Consider the following 20,997-nt stretch of genomic DNA (forward strand, 5'->3'; position numbering starts at 1 on the left):
GAGGTACTTATGCTAAATAAAGAATTAGAGTCGAGTTTAAATGGCGCATTTGCTCGTGCGCGAGACAAGCGACATGAATTTATGACTGTCGAACACCTCCTACTAGCATTATTAGAAAATGATGCGGCCAAGGAAGCGCTCCAAGCTTGTCAGGCTGATCTCGATGCTCTTCGCAACGAGCTCGATATTTTTATTGACCAAACGACCCCACTTATTCCAGAAAGTGACGAAACTCGTGAGACCCAACCTACGTTGAGTTTCCAACGAGTACTTCAACGTGCTGTTTTTCATGTCCAATCTTCGGGTCGCAGTGAAGTAACAGGTGCTAACGTGCTTGTCGCCATTTTTAGTGAGCAAGAGTCTCACGCGGCTTATCTTCTTAAGAAAAATGACATTAGCCGTTTAGATATCGTTAACTTCATCTCACATGGTATTACTAAAGCCAGTAATGAAGGCGATAGTGCTTCATCATCAGACTCATTTGGTGGAGTAGAGAATGCCGAAGAAGCAAATTCAGAAGACCGCTTAGAAAACTTTGCGACCAACCTCAATGAAGTGGCCAAGCAAGGCAATATTGACCCACTAATCGGTCGAGACAAAGAGCTTGAGCGAACTATTCAAGTCCTATGTCGTCGTCGTAAAAACAACCCTCTACTCGTTGGTGAAGCTGGTGTAGGTAAAACGGCTATTGCTGAAGGTCTTGCATGGCGTATCGTTGAAGGACAAGTGCCTGAAATTATTCAGAGTAGCGTAATTTACTCTCTAGATATTGGTTCGCTGCTTGCAGGTACTAAGTATCGTGGTGACTTTGAGAAACGTTTTAAAGCGATTCTTAAGCAGTTAGAGAAAGAAGAAGACGCAATTCTGTTCATCGATGAAATCCATACCATTATTGGTGCGGGCGCAGCATCGGGTGGTCAGGTAGATGCGGCTAACTTAATCAAACCACTACTAAGCAGCGGTAAGTTGCGTTGTATCGGTTCTACGACCTACCAAGAATACAGCAGTATTTTTGAGAAGGAGCGTGCGCTATCTCGTCGTTTCCAAAAAATCGATATTGTCGAGCCTTCATTAGATGATACGACTAAGATTCTGATTGGCTTGAAGCCAAAATACGAGGCTCACCACGAAGTACGTTACACCAATAAAGCATTACGTGCGGCTGTGGAACTGTCTGCTAAATACATCAACGAACGTCACCTTCCTGATAAGGCGATCGATGTTATTGATGAAGCGGGTGCTCGTAGTCGCCTCGCTCCAGCAAGCCGTCGTAAGAAGACAGTTAGCGTGGCGGACATTGAGTCAATGGTTGCGAAAATGGCTCGTATTCCAGAGAAGTCAGTATCGTCTTCAGACAAAGATACGCTGCAGAAACTGGACGACCGCATGAAAATGTTGGTGTTCGGACAAGACCCAGCTATTGATGTATTGAGTGAAGCGATCAAGCTAACGCGTGCAGGACTTGGTGCTGATAATAAACCTGTTGGTTCATTCCTATTCGCAGGTCCTACTGGAGTAGGTAAAACGGAGGTAACGGTTCAACTGTCTAAACTGATGGGCATTGAACTGCTGCGCTTTGATATGTCTGAGTACGGTGAGCGTCATTCAGTGAGTCGCTTAATTGGTGCTCCTCCTGGTTATGTTGGATACGATCAAGGTGGTCTACTAACTGATGCGGTTATTAAGAACCCACACTCGGTTGTGCTGCTTGATGAGATCGAGAAAGCTCACCCAGACATCTTCAACCTACTACTTCAGGTGATGGATAACGGCACACTAACGGATAACAACGGTCGTAAAGCGGATTTCCGTAATGTGATCCTTGTGATGACGACTAACGCGGGTGTGGCTGAGACAGAGAAGAAATCGATCGGCCTGATCCAACAAGATCACGCACCAGATGCGATGGGCGAAATTAAGAAAGTCTTTACTCCTGAGTTCCGTAACCGTCTTGATAACATCATTTGGTTCAATAGTCTTGACCCAAGTGTGATTAGCCAAGTTGTCGACAAGTTCATTGTTGAGCTTCAGGTTCAGCTGGATGCTCGTGGCGTATCTCTAGAAGTTTCTGAAGATGCTCGTCACTGGTTAGCAGACAAAGGCTATGACAAGACAATGGGCGCTCGTCCAATGGGGCGTGTGATTCAAGAGAAGCTTAAGAAGCCTCTTGCGAATGAACTGTTGTTCGGTAGCTTAGTTGATGGTGGTACGGTTAAAGTAACACTTAAAAAAGACGAACTTCATTTTGTCTATGTTGGTGCTAAAGAAGAGGTGATGCACTAACAAAGAGGCAGATAGCTCTATAGAATAGGCATAAAACGCATGACTTAGGTTGTGCGTTTTTTTATGTTTTGAAGATACGAGATACGAGATACGAGATACGAGATACGAGATACGAGATACGAGATACGAGATACGAGATACGAAGAAAAGGTGTTAAGACAAAGTGCCAAACGGTAGGCAATAAAAAACGGAGCATTAAGCTCCGTTTCTTATCGTATTCGATAATTAAAAATTAACGAGCACGGAAGACGATGCGGCCTTTAGAAAGGTCGTATGGAGTCATCTCAACAGTTACTTTATCACCAGTAAGAATACGGATGTAGTTCTTACGCATTTTACCAGAGATGTGTGCTGTCACTACGTGACCGTTTTCAAGCTCAACACGGAACATTGTGTTTGGTAGAGTATCAAGGACAGTGCCTTGCATCTCGATTACGTCTTCTTTAGCCATCTAATCCTCTTTCGAAACTTGGCGGTTTTCAACGGCTTGATTGTGCCGTCAAAATCAAAATATGTAAAGTTGTGGCGTATTCTACCCTTGCCACCGCTGATTTACTAGCCTTTGATGACGTTGAAATCGTACTTTATAGTTCATAGCAGGGCATTCATCGATTTGATAACCCAAATATAGCCACTGTTTGTGTTCTTTCTGAGCATGTTGGATTTGGAACAAAACGCCAAGCGTCCCCATGGATATATCGATATCCGGATCGAAAAAGGTATAAAACGCACTGGTACAGTGAGACATCACATCGGTCACAGCGATGCCAACGAGATCGGTGTCGTTGTATATATGCATGAACTTAGTGGTTAACCACTCATTTTGAGAAAATTGTAGAAACTCTTCTTTTTTCGGTGGGTACATAGTGCCTGAACGATGGCGAGCGGTGATATAACGGCTATATAAGTCAAACCAGTTATCATCCATTGTATCTTTGAGCTCCCAACGAAAGGTTTTCGCTTTATTGATAATTCTTCGCTGACTTTTGGAAAACTTAACGTCGGGGATTGAAAGGCGAATCGCCTGACATGCTGAACAATTATCGCAATGTGGCTTATAGATAGTAGCGCCGCTGCGACGAAATCCATTCGCAAGCAGCACTTCATAATTCTCTGAGGTGTGCATGTGCTCATCAAGCGTGACAGCGACCCTTTCCTCTAAGTGGGGGAGGTAGCTACATGCATGATTGTCTGTTAATCCAATTCTGATTTGTTGTAAATCTGGATTCATTAAGGCATTTCCTCTAGCCATTGGTTTTCAAAGCATACATCGTTAACAGGCTTATCTTTCAGTAATTGCAGAGAGCTGAGAAACTCTTCTCTTTCTACTTCTAATGCCCCCAAAGACTCCAAATGAGGGTTCATGACTTGGCAATCAATGAGCTTGCCTCCAGACTGAGCAAAGTGGTGACAAAAATACCATAGAGCGATTTTAGAGGCATTGGTCTTTAAGCTAAACATGGATTCACCGCAAAAGACTTGTCCTCTTTGTAAGCCATACAGCCCACCGACTAGCTCGTCACCTTGCCATACTTCCACCGAGTGACAGAAGCCTAACGAAGCGAGCTCTCGGTAGGCGGCCTGCATGTCGCTGTTTAGCCAGGTCTCTTCTTCCGGTCTTAACGATGAGCAATAACCGATGACTCTATCCGTCGCTTGATTAATGCTGACACGATAATTATGTTTTCTTTGAAACTTTTTAAGACTTTTCGATGGTTTGAATGTCTTAGGATTAAATACCGCTCGTGGTGCTGGGCTCCACCAAAGTATAGGCTCACCTGGGCCATACCATGGAAATATACCGTGACTATAAGCATTTAAGATTCGCATTGGCGATAGATCTCCCCCAAAAGCAAGAAGGCCATTCGGCTCATCCAGTGCATCGAAGGGAGATGGAAACTCTATACTAGTAGTATCGAGTTCAGTTAGGTATATAGTCATAAGTACCGCGTTTCAGATTAATCACTGACCATGAGGTCATTAGGAGTTCTACCATGAAGAAGTTGCTTTGGATTTTACTTGTTTTGCCCATGTTGGCAAATGCAGCTTATAACCGAAATCAAGCTCGACCGGTGAATGAGGTTGTTTATGGTGAAATTGATACCGTGAGATATATTACTCAACAAGAGATAGTGGAATCGAAAGCGAGCGGCTGGGAGACCCTATTAGGTGCTGCGATTGGTGGTTTAATTGGTAACCAATTTGGTGGTGGTACAGGTAAAGAAGTAGCAACGGCTGTCGGTGCTGTTGCTGGGGCTGGAATCGCTCGAAACCGAGGTGATAGCCAATATCGAGTGGAGTATAAGTTGGTTGAACTGCTGGTTAAAACCAAAGACGACAAGCTCGTCAATATCATCCAAGACGTCGATAGCACGATGTTGTTTAACCGAGGTGACGACGTGAGAATCCTCTATTTTTCAGATGGTGTTCGTGTTGATCTCGTGTACTAGTATAAAAATACGATTGGTTGGCTAATTAATCACCTTTTTGAAGGGGATTAGCTCTGGAGTTCAATGGAAAAGTTCGTTAGTCTGCAAGTACGAAGAATTATTCATCACCCGAAAATAAATACTCGCCAGTGACTTCGGGTGGTACAAGGACTAAAAGATTTAATGGAAAGCCTTACGTTACAACCAATTCAAAAAGTGAGTGGGGAAGTTAACCTACCTGGCTCAAAAAGTGTTTCTAACCGTGCGCTTCTTTTGGCTGCGCTTTCAACTGGAACTACGCGCCTAACCAACTTATTAGACAGTGATGACATTCGCCACATGTTGAATGCTCTTACCCAGTTAGGCATCGATTATCAGCTATCAGCGGACAAAACCGTATGTGAGGTGACGGGCGTTGGTGGTGCATTCTCAAGTGACAAAGCTCTCGAACTTTTCTTAGGTAACGCAGGTACTGCGATGCGTCCGCTTGCGGCTGCACTTTGTTTAGGTCGTGGTGAATACGTTCTAACGGGTGAGCCACGTATGAAAGAGCGTCCGATTGGCCACTTAGTGACTGCTTTGCGAGAAGCTGGTGCTAACGTTGAATATTTAGAAAATGAAAACTACCCACCGTTGAAAATCACAGGCACAGGTCTGAAAAGTGGTACGGTTTCGATCGACGGTTCTATTTCTAGCCAATTTTTGACTGCGTTTTTGATGGCAGCACCTTTAGCTGAAGGTGAAGTGACCATCAAAATTGAGGGTGAATTGGTTTCTAAGCCATACATCGATATCACGCTACACATTATGAAACAATTTGGTGTGGATGTGATCAACAATGATTACCAAGAGTTTGTCATTCCGACGGGTCAATCGTACAAAGCACCAGGCGATTTCCTTGTCGAGGGTGATGCATCTTCGGCATCTTACTTCCTAGCAGCAGCTGCGATCAAAGGTGGCGAAATTAAGGTAACGGGTATTGGTAAAAACAGTATCCAAGGTGATATCCAATTCGCTGACGCACTTGAAAAAATGGGTGCTGAAATTGAATGGGGTGATGACTATGTTATCTCTCGTTGCGGTGATCTGAAGGGCATTGATATGGACTACAACCATATTCCTGATGCAGCAATGACGATTGCGACAACAGCCCTGTTTGCAAAAGGCACAACAGCGATTCGTAACGTCTACAACTGGCGCGTGAAAGAGACCGATCGTCTTGCGGCCATGGCAACCGAACTACGTAAAGTGGGTGCAGAGGTAGAAGAGGGCGAAGACTACATCATCGTTAATCCAGTGGCTGAATTGAAACATGCGGCGATTGATACTTACGATGATCACCGTATGGCAATGTGTTTTTCGTTGGTCGCGCTAAGCGATACGCCGGTAACGATTAATGACCCAGGTTGTACATCGAAGACATTCCCTGACTACTTCGACAAACTGAAGATGCTGAGTCAATAAGAATGCTAAGTTGATAAAGCTCAGGAAGTAAAAAAGCTTGCCTAAATGGCAAGCTTTTTAATTACTGCTGAAGCGTAAATTCTTTTGAAAGATGGTGCGCTAAGTATTTAAACATGTTAAATACTGCGGTTGTATTTTCTGTCGGCATTCCATTGCTGTCTAGGAAGTATTCGCCTTTGAAGACGAGAACATCGTCTTTCTCTACTACGCTGTTTGCGCGCATGCCTTCAATGTAGTCATCATGTGATTGGATAATTTGGTTTGCGATAAGCAGTAAATCAAATTCTGCTATTACTTTCTTTGTCATGAGTTTATCTCTGATAACTGAATATAACGTTGAGTTTATGGTGTCGAACTAGAAATTCAATGATTTCACAACCGATTAAGAGAGTCTTTTCGAATATCCACAATTTATTTTGTGATTTATGGCAAAAATAATGGAATGGGGCTCGCGTTCGATTCGTGGACAAGCTTAGTATGAGCCCGTTTAGAGTTAATGCCTGATGAATAGGCTCTTGCTAGTATTCTTTTCGAGTACTTTATAGCTTCTTTATATTGTGACCCTTTTATCTGTGAGTCGTCGAATTGTCGAGCGATCAGATCCAATTTTGAAAAAAGCGGTTGATCTTCTAGTAATCTCGCACAATAGTAAAAAAAGAAGCAATGAATTTAGAATATCATGCGTAAAAGCCCGCAAGTTAAATTGTTGGTGCTGAAGCATCGTGATTAAGGACGTTAGAGTCAATATGGGTAAATCGCTCGTTATAGTGGAGTCGCCGGCCAAGGCTAAAACTATCAATAAATACCTTGGCAAAGACTTTGTCGTTAAGTCGAGTGTAGGTCACGTACGTGATTTACCAACGGCAGGTCAAAGTACTGGTAAAAAGGCTGCTGCAGTTTCAACAAAGGGTATGAGCCCAGAAGAGAAAGCTCGTATCAAGAAAGAAAAAGATCGCAAAGCTCTTATTAAAAAGATGGGTATCAACCCATATAAAGAGTGGGAAGCAAATTACCAAGTATTACCTGGTAAAGAGAAAGTCGTTGCTGAATTGCAAAAACTGGCTGAGAACGCAGACCATGTTTATCTCGCAACCGATTTGGACCGCGAAGGAGAAGCTATCGCATGGCACCTTCGTGAGATCATCGGTGGCGATGAAACGCGATACAAGCGAGTGGTGTTTAACGAAATCACCAAGAACGCAATTCAACAAGCTTTTGAAACTCCAGGTGAGCTGAATATCGATGGCGTAAATGCACAGCAAGCACGACGTTTTATGGACCGTGTTGTTGGCTTTATGGTGTCCCCTCTGCTTTGGAAGAAAGTAGCACGAGGCCTATCCGCTGGCCGTGTTCAATCAGTGGCTGTAAAGCTTCTTGTTGAGCGTGAGCGCGAGATCAACGCCTTTATTCCGGAAGAGTTCTGGGATGTGCACGCTGATACCAAAACAGCAGAAAAAACAGATTTTAGACTTCAAGTAGCACAAAAAGACGGTGTTGCGTTTAAACCTGAAAATGAAGCACAAACACAAGCTGCATTGAGTGTTCTTGAGAAAGCTCAATACGAAGTATGTAAGCGTGAAGACCGCCCAACTAAGAGTAAGCCGTCTGCACCGTACATTACTTCAACGCTTCAACAGGCTGCGAGTACTCGTCTTGGTTATGGCGTAAAGAAAACCATGATGTTGGCGCAACGCCTATATGAAGCGGGCTACATTACTTATATGCGTACTGACTCAACCAACTTGAGTTCGGAAGCGGTAGAAGCAGCTCGTGAATACATCGGTTCTGAGTTTGGTTCAGAGTATCTGCCACCTAAAGCGCTAGTATACGGCAGCAAAGAGGGCGCTCAAGAGGCTCACGAAGCGATTCGTCCTTCAAGCGTTGATGTTAAGTCAGAAGACTTAAATGGTGTAGACGCAGACGCACACAAGCTTTACTCGCTAATCTGGAATCAATTCGTAGCGTGTCAAATGACCCCTGCGCAGTACGATTCAACAACAGTAAGCGTGAAAGCGGAAGAGTACACGCTAAAAGCGAAAGGTCGTATCCTTAAATTCGACGGTTGGACTCGTGTCCAACGTCCGATGGGGAAAAACGAAGATACGATCCTGCCTGCAGTACAAATTGGCGATAAGCTGGATCTTATTGCATTGGATCCTAAGCAACACTTTACTAAGCCACCGGCTCGTTTCACTGAAGCGGCGCTTGTTAAAGAGCTTGAGAAACGTGGTATCGGTCGTCCTTCAACCTACGCGTCGATCATCTCTACGATTCAAGATCGTGGTTACGTGAAAGTTGAACAGCGTCGTTTCTATGCTGAGAAGATGGGTGAGATTGTTACCGACCGTCTAGACGGCAGCTTCAATGACCTAATGAATTACGACTTTACGGCTCGTATGGAGCAGAAGTTAGACCAAATCGCTGAAGGCGAAGCAAGCTGGAAAGGTGTGCTAGATAATTTCTTCAAAGATTTTACTGGTGATTTGGAAAAAGCGGATCTCGACGAAGATGCAGGTGGCATGAAGCCAAACCACATCGTAGAAACTGATATCGAGTGTCCAACTTGTGGCCGTAATATGGGTATTCGTACTGCTTCGACTGGCGTATTCCTAGGCTGTTCTGGTTATGCACTTCCACCAAAAGAGCGTTGTAAGACAACGATTAACCTTGGTGATGAAGAAGGAATTATCAACGTTCTTGAAGAAGATGTTGAAACCGCAGCACTTCGAGCTAAAAAGCGTTGCCCAATTTGTGAAACGGCAATGGACGCTTATCTGATTGATGACAAGCGTAAGATGCATGTATGTGGTAACAACCCGAACTGTGAAGGTTACGTGGTTGAACACGGCGAATTCAAAGTAAAAGGCTATGATGGCCCGCTTGTTGAGTGTGACAAGTGTGGTTCAGATATGGTTCTGAAGAATGGTCGTTTCGGTAAGTACATGGATTGTACGAGTGAAGATTGTAAGAACACTCGTAAGATTTTGAAAAACGGCGAAGTTGCGCCACCAAAAGAAGACCCAGTACATTTCCCTGAACTTCCATGTGAAAACTCAGACGCGTACTTTGTACTTCGTGATGGTGCTTCTGGTCTATTCATGGCAGCAAGTAACTTCCCTAAATCACGTGAAACTCGTGCTCCTTTAGTGGAAGAATTAGTTCGCTTTAAAGACCGTATTTCACCGAAGTTCCAATACCTGACGACAGCACCAGTGGCTGATCCTGACGGTAAGCCGACAGTGGTTCGTTTTAGTCGTAAGACAAAAGAGAACTACGTTCGTACAGAAGTGGATGGTAAGCCTTCTGGTTGGACCGCCTTGTACATTGACGGTAAATGGGAAGTAACGGATAAACGTAAAAAGCCCAAAGAAAAGTAACTGAACGTTATTGATATAAAAAGCAGCCAATAGGCTGCTTTTTTTCGACTCATATATGACTAATTATGCAACTGGTTGAAATTAAGTCTTAGTTGTAATCTTTTATTAAATTTATAGCGTAAAATAAATTAAGAGATTAATCACACTATCTTATGCAACTGTAACGAATGTGTAACTTAATTAGAATATTGTAACTCACAGATCAGTGTTTAGTTGTATACCTGATGTGTGTTGGGTGTTAATGTAATGTTTCGCTCAAACGGTGTAATGTGAGCTGCTTTAAGTCTTAGGAAAGCAATCAGCTTACGTAGCACAGAATGGCGTATTAAAAATTGAAATCGGCTGGAAAGTCGATAACGTATATAAAACCAAGTGCAAACAATAGTGCACGAAAAACAACGTTTGGCTTAGGATACTGTCACTGTATGTGAATGGATATTCGCTAAGTACCGAAATCATTGTCAGTGCTCATCCCCCAGAGGAAGATACCTCTACGAGTGCTGACATCGACAAGCTATAAATATATGGAGAATAAAATGGCTAGTGTATTGGGAATGATTCTTGCTGGTGGTGAAGGCTCTCGCTTAAGACCTTTAACTGAATCGCGCAGCAAACCCTCGGTTCCTTTCGGTGGTAGTTACCGCTTAATTGATTTCGCTTTAAATAACTTCGTTAACGCGGATCTAATGAAGATCTATGTATTAACGCAGTTCAAGTCACAGTCACTGTTCCACCATATGAAAAAAGGTTGGAATATCAGTGGTATAACAGATCGTTTTATCGATCCAATCCCTGCTCAAATGCGTACGGGTAAGCGTTGGTATGAAGGCACGGCAGATGCTATCTACCAAAACCTTCGCTTCATGCAGCTAGAAGAACCGGATCAAGTTTGTATCTTTGGTTCTGACCATATTTACAAGATGGACATTAAGCAGATGCTTGATTTCCACAAAGAGAAGAAAGCAGCACTAACGGTTTCTGCTCTACGTATGCCTTTGGCTGAAGCATCAGAGTTCGGTGTTATCGAAGTTGATGCGGAAGGGCGTATGATTGGCTTTGAAGAAAAGCCTGCAAACCCTAAGTCAATCCCTGGCGATCCTGATTCGGCATTGGTTTCTATGGGTAACTACGTATTTGAAGCAAATGAGCTTTTTGCGGAGCTTGTTGAAGACGCAGATCGTGAAGGTTCTTCACATGACTTTGGTAAAGACATTATTCCTAACATGTTCCCACGTGGTGATGTGTTTGTGTATGACTTCAGCACCAACCGCATTACTGGTGAGAAAGAAGAAGTTTACTGGCGTGATGTAGGTACGATTGACGCGTACTGGCAAGCGCACATGGATCTTCTTGAAAAAGATGCACCATTCTCACTATACAACCGCAAATGGCCACTGCACACTTACTACCCACCATTACCACCTGCGACGTTTACAGACTCGGCTAATGGCCGTGTTCAAATCATCGATAGTTTAGTGTGTAATGGTAGTTATGTTCGTGGCTCTCGTATCGAGAAGTGTGTACTTGGTTTCCGTAGCAACATCGCATCAGCGTGTGATATCAGCGAGAGTATCTTATTGGGCGATGTAAAAGTGGGCGAGGGCTGTGTACTTCGTCGTGTTATCGTCGATAAAGATGCAGACATCGCACCGGGTACACAGATTGGTGTAAACCTGAAAGAAGACAAAAAGCATTACCACGTCTCTGACGATGGTGTAGTAGTAATCCCTAAAGGAGCTCGAGTTGGTTACTAAGACTCTCTCGGTACTTTTTGTAGCGTCTGAAGTTGAAGGCTTAATTAAAAGCGGTGGCTTGGCTGATGTAGCCAAGGCACTGCCTAAAGCGTTACAAACACTCGAACAGGACGTTCGAGTGACCATCCCCGCTTACCGCAATATCCCAAATATTGATTCTGCAGAAGTTGTTCTATCGACAGAGCTCGATCATTGGCCGCATACGGCTTATCAAGTTAAGAAGTTAAGTGTTGAAGGCGTACAAGTGTTTGGTATTGAATGTGCTAAATACTTCGACCGTCCAGAAATGTACGCTGAAAATAATCAGGCTTATGCTGATAATGGCGAGCGCTTTTCGTTCTTCAGTGCAGCATGTTTGGATATGCTTCCTAAGCTTGGTTTCCAACCAGATATTATTCACGCGAACGATTGGCATACTGGCTTTGTTCCTTTCTTGCTTAAATCTCGTTACCAACAGCATGACTTCTTTGAGAACACGCGCAGTGTCATTTCAATCCACAATGCGGTGTTCAAAGGCGTATTCTCATACGACGAGCTGCAATGTCTTCCTGAAATGCACAGTCGTAATGTTCCGGATGCTGCGGTCAGTGATACGCACGTGACTATGCTTAAAGCTGGTGTGCTATGCGCAGATAAAGTGAACGCAGTAAGCCCAACGTACGCAGAAGAGCTAAAAACAGAGCTTGGTAGCCATGGCATGGCAGCTGAGTTTCAACGCAGAGCTTCAGACTTAGTCGGAATCCTAAATGGTTGTGACTACGGTGCTTGGAATCCAGAAACGGATGCATTTCTTCCTCGTAAATACAAAGCGACCAAACACAGCATGGCACGTGGAAAGTCAGCGTGTAAGCAGAAACTACAGCAAGACGTTGGCTTGCCGGTTATTGATTGTGCCGTGTATGGGATGGTTTGTCGTCTAACGAACCAGAAAGGTGTTCACTACTTGCTGCCTATTATAGAGCAGTTCTTGAAGAACGATCTTCAGATTGTGATTGTAGGTACGGGTGACCCTGTTTTAGCGAGCCAGCTTAAAGAGCTATCAGCGCTGCATTCAGAAAAATTCTCTTTTGTAGAGGCATACAACAATGAGTTAGCGCATCTAGTTGAAGCGGGTTCTGACTTTTTCTTGATGCCTTCTGAGTTTGAACCTTGTGGTTTAAACCAGATCTACAGTATGGCTTATGGCACCTTACCTATCGTTCGCTCTGTCGGTGGTCTAAAAGACAGTGTTAATGATTATGATGAGGATCCAGAGGTTGCGACCGGCTTTGCTTTTGAGGAGCCGACTCCGCAGGCTTTGTTGGCTGTTCTACATCGTTCGTTGTTGCTCTACGCACAAAACCCATCTGAAATTAAGCGTGTTCAGCTTTATGCAATGCAGAAAGATTTTAGTTGGGAAGATGCTGCAAAAGAGTATTTAGCAATGTACCACTCTGCTATGTAGTAGCAGTTTAATCAGATACCCAAATAAGCAAAGTAGATAAAATGAAATCACACAAGGCGCTCTGAGAATAGGGCGCCTTTTGTTTTCTGGTCCGAGCACATCGAGTATATTAAGACAAAGCTTGCAAACTCATTGTAGTTCGGTAGAAAAGGTAGTTAAGGTATTCACGAGGTTAATGATAGGTTTGACACTATTATCACCTAATCTTCTCAATTGCGTGATATCCTTAGTCATCGCCTTGTGATGAGGCATAGCTCCATATTAATAATTAAAGCGATAGGTATGTCTGAGAGTTTATTATTTCATAAAACATTTACTCACCCTACGAGCGATGAGTGGGTGGTATTTGTGCATGGCGCTGGAGGTAGCTCCTCAATCTGGTTCAAGCAGATCAAGGCGTATAAACAACATTTCAATTTGCTGCTCATTGATTTGAGAGGGCACGGTAAATCAGACAATATCCTTAAAGATCTGATGTCGAATCGTTACACATTTAAAGCGGTTACTCTCGATATCCTTAAAGTGCTCGATCATCTAAAAATTCGTTCGGCGCATTTCGTTGGTATGTCATTAGGGACTATCATCGTCCGCAATATTGCAGAGCTAGCGGCAGGGCGTGTTCGTTCCATGGTATTGGGCGGTGCAGTGACTAAACTCAATACTCGCTCTCAGGTATTAGTTAAACTCGGAAACCTAAGCAAACACATCATTCCTTACATGTGGCTTTATAGTCTTTTTGCTTACATCGTAATGCCACAAAAAAGTCAAAAAGAGTCTCGTCACCTATTTATCCGTGAAGCCAAAAAACTGTGTCAAAAAGAGTTTAAGCGTTGGTTTATATTGACGGCTGATGTGAACCCTCTAATGAAGTACTTCAAAGACCGCGAATTGCCAATTCCAACCCTCTACTTGATGGGAGAGCGTGATTACATGTTCATCAAGCCCGTTAAAGAGATGGTTGAGGCGCATGAGTCGAGTGAACTGGTCGAAATTGCAAACTGTGGTCATGTTTGCAATGTTGAAAATCCAGAAGAGTTTAATCAGCACTCTATCGAGTTTATCCAAAAGCAAATTCAATGATTTCAAGTCAGTGACCTGAACTAATCATTGAACAGAGTTGACGAAAAAAAGGGAAGCTATTGTTAGCTTCCCTTTTTTGTTTAGAGGAGGTATCGGGTGAAACAGCTAGAGCTTCATTAAGTTCATTTATTCAGGAGAGTTTGCTCCGCACTGCCAACATGAACCAAATTGTGCTTCATTCACTTCATGACACTCACTGCAGCGCCACTCTTCATAGATGATGGAATCTTGTTGCTTTTGATAGTCATTAACGATTGTGCGGGCTTTAGTGGCCATTTCTGGCTCATATAACCACACATAAGGGTCAGTTTCTTCTGAGAATGGGATTTCCCCTTTCAAACCAAACAAACCTTCACCACGGACTTCACACGCAATATTTTCACTTTCTAACAATCCGCAGATGATGTGCGCTTCTGTCGGATTCGATGCACTGAAGATTTTCATTGAAATTGAACCTTATTCGGCTATCTGCGTTATTTAGTTATTATAAATTATTCAGCAACAGGCGCTGAACGAAACTTACTCATCAACCATTTCGCAATAATTGGGAATACGCCTAGTAATGCAAATGACAATAGTACAGAAGGTGAAACGATACCTGAAAGCGAATCAATTTCTGCGAGTTGAGTACCAGCATTTAAGAATACAGCAGTACCTGGCAGCATGCCGATTTGGCTTGTTACGTAGTAGCGAGTCACCGACATCGGCGTCAAGCCCATTAGCAGGTTGATAAGGAAAAACGGAAATACAGGGATAAGGCGTAAAGAGAACAAGTAAAATGCACCGTCTTTTTCGACACCTTTATTAATCGTGGTCAGTTTATCGCCAAACTTAGTTTGTATCCAGTCACGCAGTAAGTAGCGACTACTCAAAAAGGCAAGAGTTGCGCCGATCGCACTGGCGAAAGAAACCAAAAGTAAGCTGTTCCAAAATCCAAATAGAGCAGCACCAAGTAGTGTCACAACTGCAGCCCCTGGAATAGAGAAGGCGGTGATCAATACATACGCGATGAAGTAAGTCGCAGCAGCCACAATAAAGTTACTTTCTATATAGTCGTTTAACACGGCTTGTTGTGCTTTGGCATTTTCCAACGTGAGGTATTGACCAAAGTTGATGCCTAATAAAACAATCGTCACGACTAGCACAATACCCAATATCATTTTCTTACTCATTGATACTTCCTCAAATTTTCAATGCATACCATTAGTATAGATAGACAGGCAAAGCATAGATTAACTTTCATTAGATATAAAAAAAGCCGCAGAAATGCGGCTTAGTTGTATAAAAAAGGGTGTACTGACAATGTTAATTGACGCGACTGATAAGCTCTTCGCGACGTTGCTGTGGAATAACCGACCAATGCGTGCCATTGATCGCTCCTTCTAATGCCCAAAGCAGTTCAATACTGACAGAGGACGTATGAGATTCCTTGATGGCATTAAATGCGTTTACAGAGCCAGATTCATATAAACGTTCTACGGAATCAATCCCGGCTTTCTTCAACATGCGCTCAGTCGCGAGTCGAAGGTTAGGGAGGTCTTTGAGTCGAGTAGGCTTAGCAGCGGACTGTTCAGCTTTCTCTTCTTTTGCAAAACCCAGAGACGTAGTTGCAAGTTGTAAGATTTTCTCTTGGTCTTGCCACAGGCCTTCTGGTAAAGCGAAGTATTTAGTTACGACAGGGAAACCACGTTTTTTGTAGACGTACGGTTGAAACCCTTGTTGCTCGAACTGTTTTGTTGTGCCTTTGTCTGCTCGTATGTGCAACTGGTCATTAACAACCAGAGCAAACATAGTGTCATCAGCAAAAAGACCGAATCCACCAAACATTGAGCGTGATTTTATTTTTCCTAGGGGCTCAAATAACTTCATTGAGTCCTTTAGTATCGGTTTATCCATGTTATTTATCTCGGTGTATTTGAACTACGCCACCAAATAAGCAGGTCCGAGAGATTAGCAAAATGTTGCAATTACATTGTCAATAAGCCGTAAATTACTAAATTATTAGTAGTTACTGCATTTTGCCATCGGTAACCCCGCTACCATACCAACGAGTGGTTTAGGCCGGAAGCTTTGCGTCTCACCTTTTCAAGTGATTTGCCCTGTGCGTGACTGATTGAATAGAATAAAGTTTTTGTTGAATGAGGCTCACACTTGATATTTCAAAGTGTGACATTGCTTCAATTAATGATCTTTATTATATGAAACTAGGTTTATTTTGTCTGCTGATAAAAAAAGCGCACCCAAAGGTGCGCTTGATGAAAATAAACTCAATTTATCAGTTAATTTAACGTTTTAACTGTACTACGTTCAACAATTTCTGGGTGCATTTCGAAGACGCGTTTTTCATGATCTTTGTCTTTTATGCGCTCAAGCAGAATTTCGAATGCGTTCTTACCGACACGACGTTTCGGTTGGTGAACGGTGGTCAATGGTGGAGAGAAGTACTCCGCCAATTCGATGTTATCGTAGCCAATGATAGAGATATCTTCTGGGATACGGATGCCTTTTTGCTGTAAGCGACTCATTAAGCCGAGTGCCATCGTATCGTTAAAGCAGAATACTGCCGTAGGGCGCTCTTCCATCTCAACAATCTTGTCTGCCGCAAGTACTGCCGTATCACACTCGAAGTTACCTTCGATGATCATGTCGTCATTTGCAGTGATGTTTGCTTCTTCTAGAGCACGCTTGTAACCAGCGATACGTTCAACACACGCTGCTTTGTCTAAGTGGCCACTTAAACAAGCAATCTTTGAGTGACCGCGATCGATTAGGTATTTAGTCGCTAGGTAGCCGCCTTCTTCAGAGTTATCAATGATTTTATCTGCTTGAGAACTCTCTGGACCCCAGTCCATGACTACTTTAGGGATGTCAGCATGACGATCTAACATCTCTCTCAGTTCTTCAGTTAGGTCAGAACACATAACTAAGATGCCATCTACACGTTTCTCTGCAAGCATTCGAATGTAGTCACGTTGCTTCTCATAGATACCACCAGTGTTACACAGGATCAAAGTGTAGCCTTGACGGTAGCAGTAGCTCTCAACACCATCGATAACTTCAGAGAAGAATAGGTTTGTTGATTGAGTCACTAGCATGCCGATCGTTCGTGTTGAATTACACTTCAAACTACGAGCAACAGCACTTGGTGCATAGTTTAATTCGTCTACCGCTTTATTTACTTTTTCTTGAGTCGCTTCTGCAACAAAACGTGTTTTGTTGATTACGTGAGAAACGGTTGTGGTTGATACGCCTGCTAAGCGAGCGACATCTTTTATAGTGGCCATGGTTTTATCCTATTAGAAGCTACTTTCCCCAAAGTACGGAGTGAAGTAGCCGTTAAGCTACCTAACTAAGAGCTTAAATTTGTAGGGCTCTTTGGGTACTAAAGTGTTAAAAAACAAAAAACCGCTAGTGAGCGGCTTGTTTTAACACCGAAATGCTCTGAACTTAATAAGCATAGCATTTCGTGAATGTTTCATATTTTATCGTTTGCGGTCACAATTCTAGACTGACTAGAAAATACTCGCAATACAATTCACCCAGAAATCCGGGTGAATTGTCACATTCTACGGAATTTATTTACCTAGTCATCAGTTAAGCTTATTCACCAGCTAAATATTGAGCATCTAATTGACAGAAAGCCATTAGCAGAGAAGAGACAGCAGCGTAGAAACCGAATTCATCAACATCGTGACACTTAACGTTGAATTTCGGGATCCAAGTTAATAGCTGTTGCTCGATAAATTGTTGCTGAACTTCGAACGATTTTTCTAGTTCTTTTTCTGATTCTGTTTCATTAGAACGAATGATTAGGTTACCTAAGAAGTCGAGTTCGATAGCGATGTGGTCTGCTGGTTCTTTTAGATCTTGGTTAACCACTAGGCTGTGCTTAGCCATGATCTCTTCCATCTCTTTCGCTGGCTTATCGTTTAATAGGCCAGTTTCACCGATGTACATTGAGGCATAAGGAAGGGCGCCATGCTTATCCGTCTTTAGGAAAAGGTCACAAAAGTCAGCAGACAGTTCTAGTTGTGCATCTTCGCGAGTTTGTAGGCGGTTCAGTGCATCAACTAACTTATCAATAGCAGGCTTTAGAGTTTCATTTTCGCCTAAACCAGTTAAGAAAGAACGAATTTCAACAGAATGGTAGTGGTCAAGTTCGTCTTGAGTGAGCTCTTTGGCGAATAAGCTTGATAGCCACCAGTAAATTTCTGCTCTTTGCTCATTGAACGCTTTCGTATCTTTCATTACATAGATCCTGATTTAGTCTTGTGGTGTCTTTTCGCACACCAAGGCTGATGACGAGGTTATTTGCGAAATGCAAAGTTACTCGTTAGTAGTAATGCCTATATTGAATTGTGCTAGACGACAAATAGCAAGGTTTAAGATTGTCTTGTATCAAAAAAAATCCATGTTTCTGGCATTTATCTTCAGTACCACTAGAATTGTTACTAGTTATGAATAGAATAGTCACCGAAACTATTAAATAAGAAAAGTGGTGTAGATGAGCTATCACGTATTAGTCGTAGAAGATGATGTGGTGACCCGTAGTAAACTGGTTGGTTATTTCCAGAACGAAGGTTACACAGTTAGCGAGGCCGAGAGCGGTGCTCAAATGAGAAGCGTGTTAGAAGAAAACAACGTTGACCTCATTATGCTGGACATCAACTTACCAGGCGAAGATGGATTGATGCTAACTCGCGAATTACGCAGTCAATCTGACATTGGAATTATTTTAGTTACTGGACGCACGGATAGCATTGACAAAATTGTTGGCCTTGAAATGGGCGCTGACGATTACGTTACTAAACCTTTCGAACTTCGCGAGTTATTAGTTCGAGTTAAAAATCTACTTTGGCGTATTTCTGCTGCTCGTAAAACGACAGCAGGCGAGGCTGAAGAGTCACAAGATGAGTCAGTGGTTCGTTTTGGTGAGTGGACATTTGATATCCCTCGTCGTGCGTTAAGCAAAAACGGCGAGCCGGTAAAACTGACGAAAGCTGAATATGAATTATTGGTTGCACTGTCTTCTTACCCTAATCAGGTATTAAGCCGCGAACGTATTCTTAATATGATTAGCCACCGTGTTGACGCGCCGAATGACCGTACTATTGATGTACTGATTCGTCGTATGCGTGCAAAAATGGAGTTCGACCCTAAGAACCCACAAATTTTTGTGACAGTGCACGGTGAAGGTTACATGTTTGCTGGTGACTAAACTCTTTAAGAACTCTTAGTCAGCAAGAGAACTCAAACTTAAAAAGCCGAGACATCATTGATGTCTCGGCTTTTTTATTATTTTGGGATTTTATGTCGTTTGCCTATTGAGGCTGTGCTGCCGAAATGGCGTTGTCGTCTTCAGCTAAACTAGAAGCTTCAGGTACTAAGATTGGCTCTTCAGCAACATCACTACTGGTATCTAACCAGTCGCGTAGGCTTTGCCAAACTAATCCCATCGTCTCGTGCCAGTAACGTTCTGTCTGTTCAAGATAAATCGCTTTAGGCATGTATTTGTTCCAAGGTTCTACTATGCCGTCTTGAGCAAGGTAGTTGGTTGGCGCTGGCAATGGTTTCATACCTGCTGCATTAAATTCGTTCAAAGCACGTGTCATGTGGCTTGCTGATGTCACTAACACCATCTTTTTGTTTTTCACGAACGCTGCTGCTTGGCGAGCTTCTTCCCAAGTATCTTTTGCTGTTTCCAGTAAAATGATGTCAGGTTTTGCCACTCCAAGTGCTAAGGCTACCTTAGCCATCATTCTTGCGTTACTGACCTCTGTACCAGCACCGTAGCCAGACAAAATCAGTTTAGCGCCAGGGTAGAGGCGTAAAATACGAATCCCTTCACTTAAACGCATCAAGCCTGTACGGCTCAGTTCAGATGTTGGTGGGATCTGGTCGTCAACGACGTGCCCGCTACCAAGAACCATCACGTAATCGACAGTCTCGTCGACCGGTAAAAATGCAGAGTGCTGCCTTTCCATTGGCATTAATAGTTGACTAGAAACTGGTTGGAAAGCGATTAGGAAAATGCCACAGAGGGCAGAGAGGGTAATTAAGCAACCAGTCTTTCTTTTAGTAGTAAACATCACTAGGGCTAAGCCCAGAAATGCGAGAATTAACATTGCTGGTAGTGGCATCAGTAATGAAGACACTACTTTTTTCAGCTCAAACATATCCGAATAGTCCGAAAAAACATCACTTAGTAGTAAAAAGAGACATCGCCTCTTTATTCCTGAAATTCCTGTGACAGAATAGCAGGCACGATAGGACATAATAACTCAAGTAGCTGTGACTGAAGACCGTAATTTCGACGATATTGCCCACAAATTTGCAAAAAATATTTACGGCTCCGACAAAGGAGAGATCCGTCAGATCATCGTATGGGAAGATTTAGAACAAGCTTTGAGCAAGTTTGAAGATTCTGCTTCTCCACTGCATGTGCTTGATGCCGGAGGCGGGTTGGCACAGATGTCGCAAAAAATTGCGGCACTTGGTCATAAAGTTTCTCTATGTGATCTCTCTTCTGAGATGCTAAAGCTGGCTCAAGAAGGGATCACCGAAGCGGGGCTGTTAGAGCAATATGAGTTTATCCATTCCCCAGTACAAAAAGTGGCAGAGCATCTCGACGATAAAGTCGATTTTGTGATGTTTCATGCTGTTATGGAGTGGCTAGCCGACCCTAAAGAAGCACTCGATTTTCTACTTGAACAAGTTAAACCAGGTGGTGTTGCCTCGATAATGTTTTACAACCACCACGGATTAGTCCTGAAAAATGTGATTTGTGGCAACATTCCTCATGTATTGAATGGGATGCCACATCGAAAACGGTTTAAGCTGCAACCACAAAAAGGCTTGAAGCCTGAAGAGGTTTACCAATGGATAGAAGACGCTGGTCTAGAAATCTGTGGTAAATCTGGCATTCGCTCCTTCAGTGACTACATAGGCAATATGGAGTACATGGGCGATTACCAATTTGAAGATGTATTGGAACTAGAAAAGCAGCTATGCCGCCAAGAGCCATATCTGTCACTAGGCCGTTATATTCACGTTTGGGCTCAAAAACCTGCGCAATAACAGTGATGAATGTGGTAAAAGAAGCCACAACATGCGCTATGCAATCGTAACAAGCCCGCGTTATAAAGAAATAGGCGTCATATCAAACG

At 43.0% G+C, this 20,997-nt stretch carries 19 protein-coding genes and 1 riboswitch; of the genes, 9 read left to right on the forward strand and 10 right to left on the reverse strand.

What is annotated here, in order from left to right:
- The first annotated feature begins 9 nt into the window (after positions 1–9).
- Positions 10–2,283 carry an ATP-dependent Clp protease ATP-binding subunit ClpA gene (gene clpA / locus L0991_03045; protein ID XGB63052.1) on the forward strand — a complete coding sequence of 758 codons (2,274 nt, stop codon included), beginning with the start codon at positions 10–12 and terminating at the stop codon, positions 2,281–2,283.
- Positions 2,284–2,515: 232 nt separating this feature from the next.
- Here the strand turns inward: clpA and infA are convergent, their stop codons facing one another.
- The 3 genes from infA to aat all read right to left on the reverse strand — a co-directional run bounded on the left by infA (position 2,516) and on the right by aat (position 4,224).
- Positions 2,516–2,734, reverse strand: a complete 219-nt coding sequence (infA, locus tag L0991_03050; protein ID XGB63053.1) for a translation initiation factor IF-1 — start codon at positions 2,732–2,734, stop codon at positions 2,516–2,518.
- A gap of 81 nt (positions 2,735–2,815) precedes the next feature.
- A complete protein-coding gene (locus tag L0991_03055; protein ID XGB63054.1) occupies positions 2,816–3,514 on the reverse strand; it encodes an arginyltransferase in 699 nt (232 codons plus the stop codon).
- Entirely contained in the window at positions 3,514–4,224 is a 711-nt protein-coding gene (aat, locus tag L0991_03060) for a leucyl/phenylalanyl-tRNA--protein transferase (GenBank protein ID XGB63055.1), read from the reverse strand. The genes L0991_03055 and aat overlap by 1 nt, the downstream gene beginning before the upstream one ends.
- Before the next feature lie 53 nt (positions 4,225–4,277).
- Between aat and L0991_03065 the strand changes: the two genes are divergently transcribed.
- A complete protein-coding gene (locus L0991_03065) occupies positions 4,278–4,733 on the forward strand; it encodes a glycine zipper 2TM domain-containing protein (protein XGB63056.1) in 456 nt (151 codons plus the stop codon).
- Between the two features lie 162 nt (positions 4,734–4,895).
- Positions 4,896–6,176 carry a 3-phosphoshikimate 1-carboxyvinyltransferase gene (gene aroA / locus L0991_03070; GenBank protein ID XGB63057.1) on the forward strand — a complete coding sequence of 427 codons (1,281 nt, stop codon included), beginning with the start codon at positions 4,896–4,898 and terminating at the stop codon, positions 6,174–6,176.
- Positions 6,177–6,237: 61 nt separating this feature from the next.
- Here aroA and L0991_03075 read toward each other — a convergent pair whose 3' ends face one another.
- Entirely contained in the window at positions 6,238–6,483 is a 246-nt protein-coding gene (locus L0991_03075; protein ID XGB63058.1) for a YciN family protein, read from the reverse strand.
- Positions 6,484–6,922: 439 nt separating this feature from the next.
- Here L0991_03075 and topA point away from each other — a divergent pair, with 439 nt between their 5' ends.
- The 4 genes from topA to L0991_03095 all read left to right on the forward strand — a co-directional run bounded on the left by topA (position 6,923) and on the right by L0991_03095 (position 13,831).
- Entirely contained in the window at positions 6,923–9,553 is a 2,631-nt protein-coding gene (gene topA, locus L0991_03080) for a type I DNA topoisomerase (protein ID XGB63059.1), read from the forward strand.
- Between the two features lie 536 nt (positions 9,554–10,089).
- The gene (gene glgC / locus L0991_03085; protein XGB63060.1) at positions 10,090–11,307 is read left to right on the forward strand and encodes a glucose-1-phosphate adenylyltransferase; all 1,218 of its coding nucleotides are present in this window, start codon (positions 10,090–10,092) and stop codon (positions 11,305–11,307) included.
- Complete coding sequence (glgA, locus tag L0991_03090; GenBank protein ID XGB63061.1) at positions 11,297–12,751, forward strand: glycogen synthase GlgA; 1,455 nt, start codon at positions 11,297–11,299, stop codon at positions 12,749–12,751. Before glgC ends, glgA begins: the two co-directional genes overlap by 11 nt.
- Before the next feature lie 282 nt (positions 12,752–13,033).
- Positions 13,034–13,831 (forward strand): alpha/beta hydrolase, encoded by a 798-nt coding sequence (locus L0991_03095; GenBank protein ID XGB63062.1) that lies wholly within the window; start codon positions 13,034–13,036, stop codon positions 13,829–13,831.
- 126 nt (positions 13,832–13,957) lie between these two features.
- On the opposite strand, the gene L0991_03100 is transcribed toward L0991_03095, so the two are convergent.
- From L0991_03100 to torD, 5 genes are all read right to left on the reverse strand, one after another.
- Entirely contained in the window at positions 13,958–14,275 is a 318-nt protein-coding gene (locus tag L0991_03100) for a DUF2007 domain-containing protein (protein XGB63063.1), read from the reverse strand.
- A 47-nt stretch (positions 14,276–14,322) separates the two neighbouring features.
- Positions 14,323–15,003, reverse strand: coding sequence for a TVP38/TMEM64 family protein (locus tag L0991_03105; GenBank protein XGB63064.1), 681 nt, complete (start codon positions 15,001–15,003; stop codon positions 14,323–14,325).
- Between the two features lie 133 nt (positions 15,004–15,136).
- Positions 15,137–15,727, reverse strand: coding sequence for a TfoX/Sxy family DNA transformation protein (locus L0991_03110; GenBank protein XGB63065.1), 591 nt, complete (start codon positions 15,725–15,727; stop codon positions 15,137–15,139).
- A 127-nt stretch (positions 15,728–15,854) separates the two neighbouring features.
- Positions 15,855–15,940, reverse strand: a riboswitch (cyclic di-GMP riboswitch).
- 170 nt (positions 15,941–16,110) lie between these two features.
- Positions 16,111–17,115, reverse strand: a complete 1,005-nt coding sequence (gene purR, locus L0991_03115; GenBank protein XGB63066.1) for an HTH-type transcriptional repressor PurR — start codon at positions 17,113–17,115, stop codon at positions 16,111–16,113.
- Positions 17,116–17,431: 316 nt separating this feature from the next.
- A complete protein-coding gene (gene torD / locus L0991_03120) occupies positions 17,432–18,079 on the reverse strand; it encodes a molecular chaperone TorD (protein ID XGB63067.1) in 648 nt (215 codons plus the stop codon).
- 256 nt (positions 18,080–18,335) lie between these two features.
- Here torD and torR point away from each other — a divergent pair, with 256 nt between their 5' ends.
- On the forward strand, positions 18,336–19,049 hold the full coding sequence (gene torR / locus L0991_03125) for a two-component system response regulator TorR (GenBank protein ID XGB63068.1): 714 nt from the start codon (positions 18,336–18,338) through the stop codon (positions 19,047–19,049).
- Between the two features lie 103 nt (positions 19,050–19,152).
- On the opposite strand, the gene elyC is transcribed toward torR, so the two are convergent.
- On the reverse strand, positions 19,153–20,007 hold the full coding sequence (gene elyC, locus L0991_03130) for an envelope biogenesis factor ElyC (protein XGB63069.1): 855 nt from the start codon (positions 20,005–20,007) through the stop codon (positions 19,153–19,155).
- Between the two features lie 115 nt (positions 20,008–20,122).
- Here elyC and cmoM point away from each other — a divergent pair, with 115 nt between their 5' ends.
- Positions 20,123–20,908 (forward strand): tRNA uridine 5-oxyacetic acid(34) methyltransferase CmoM, encoded by a 786-nt coding sequence (gene cmoM / locus L0991_03135; GenBank protein XGB63070.1) that lies wholly within the window; start codon positions 20,123–20,125, stop codon positions 20,906–20,908.
- Positions 20,909–20,997: the final 89 nt, after the last annotated feature.

Origin of the sequence: Vibrio chagasii, assembly GCA_041879415.1 — a bacterium.
GTDB lineage: Bacteria > Pseudomonadota > Gammaproteobacteria > Enterobacterales > Vibrionaceae > Vibrio.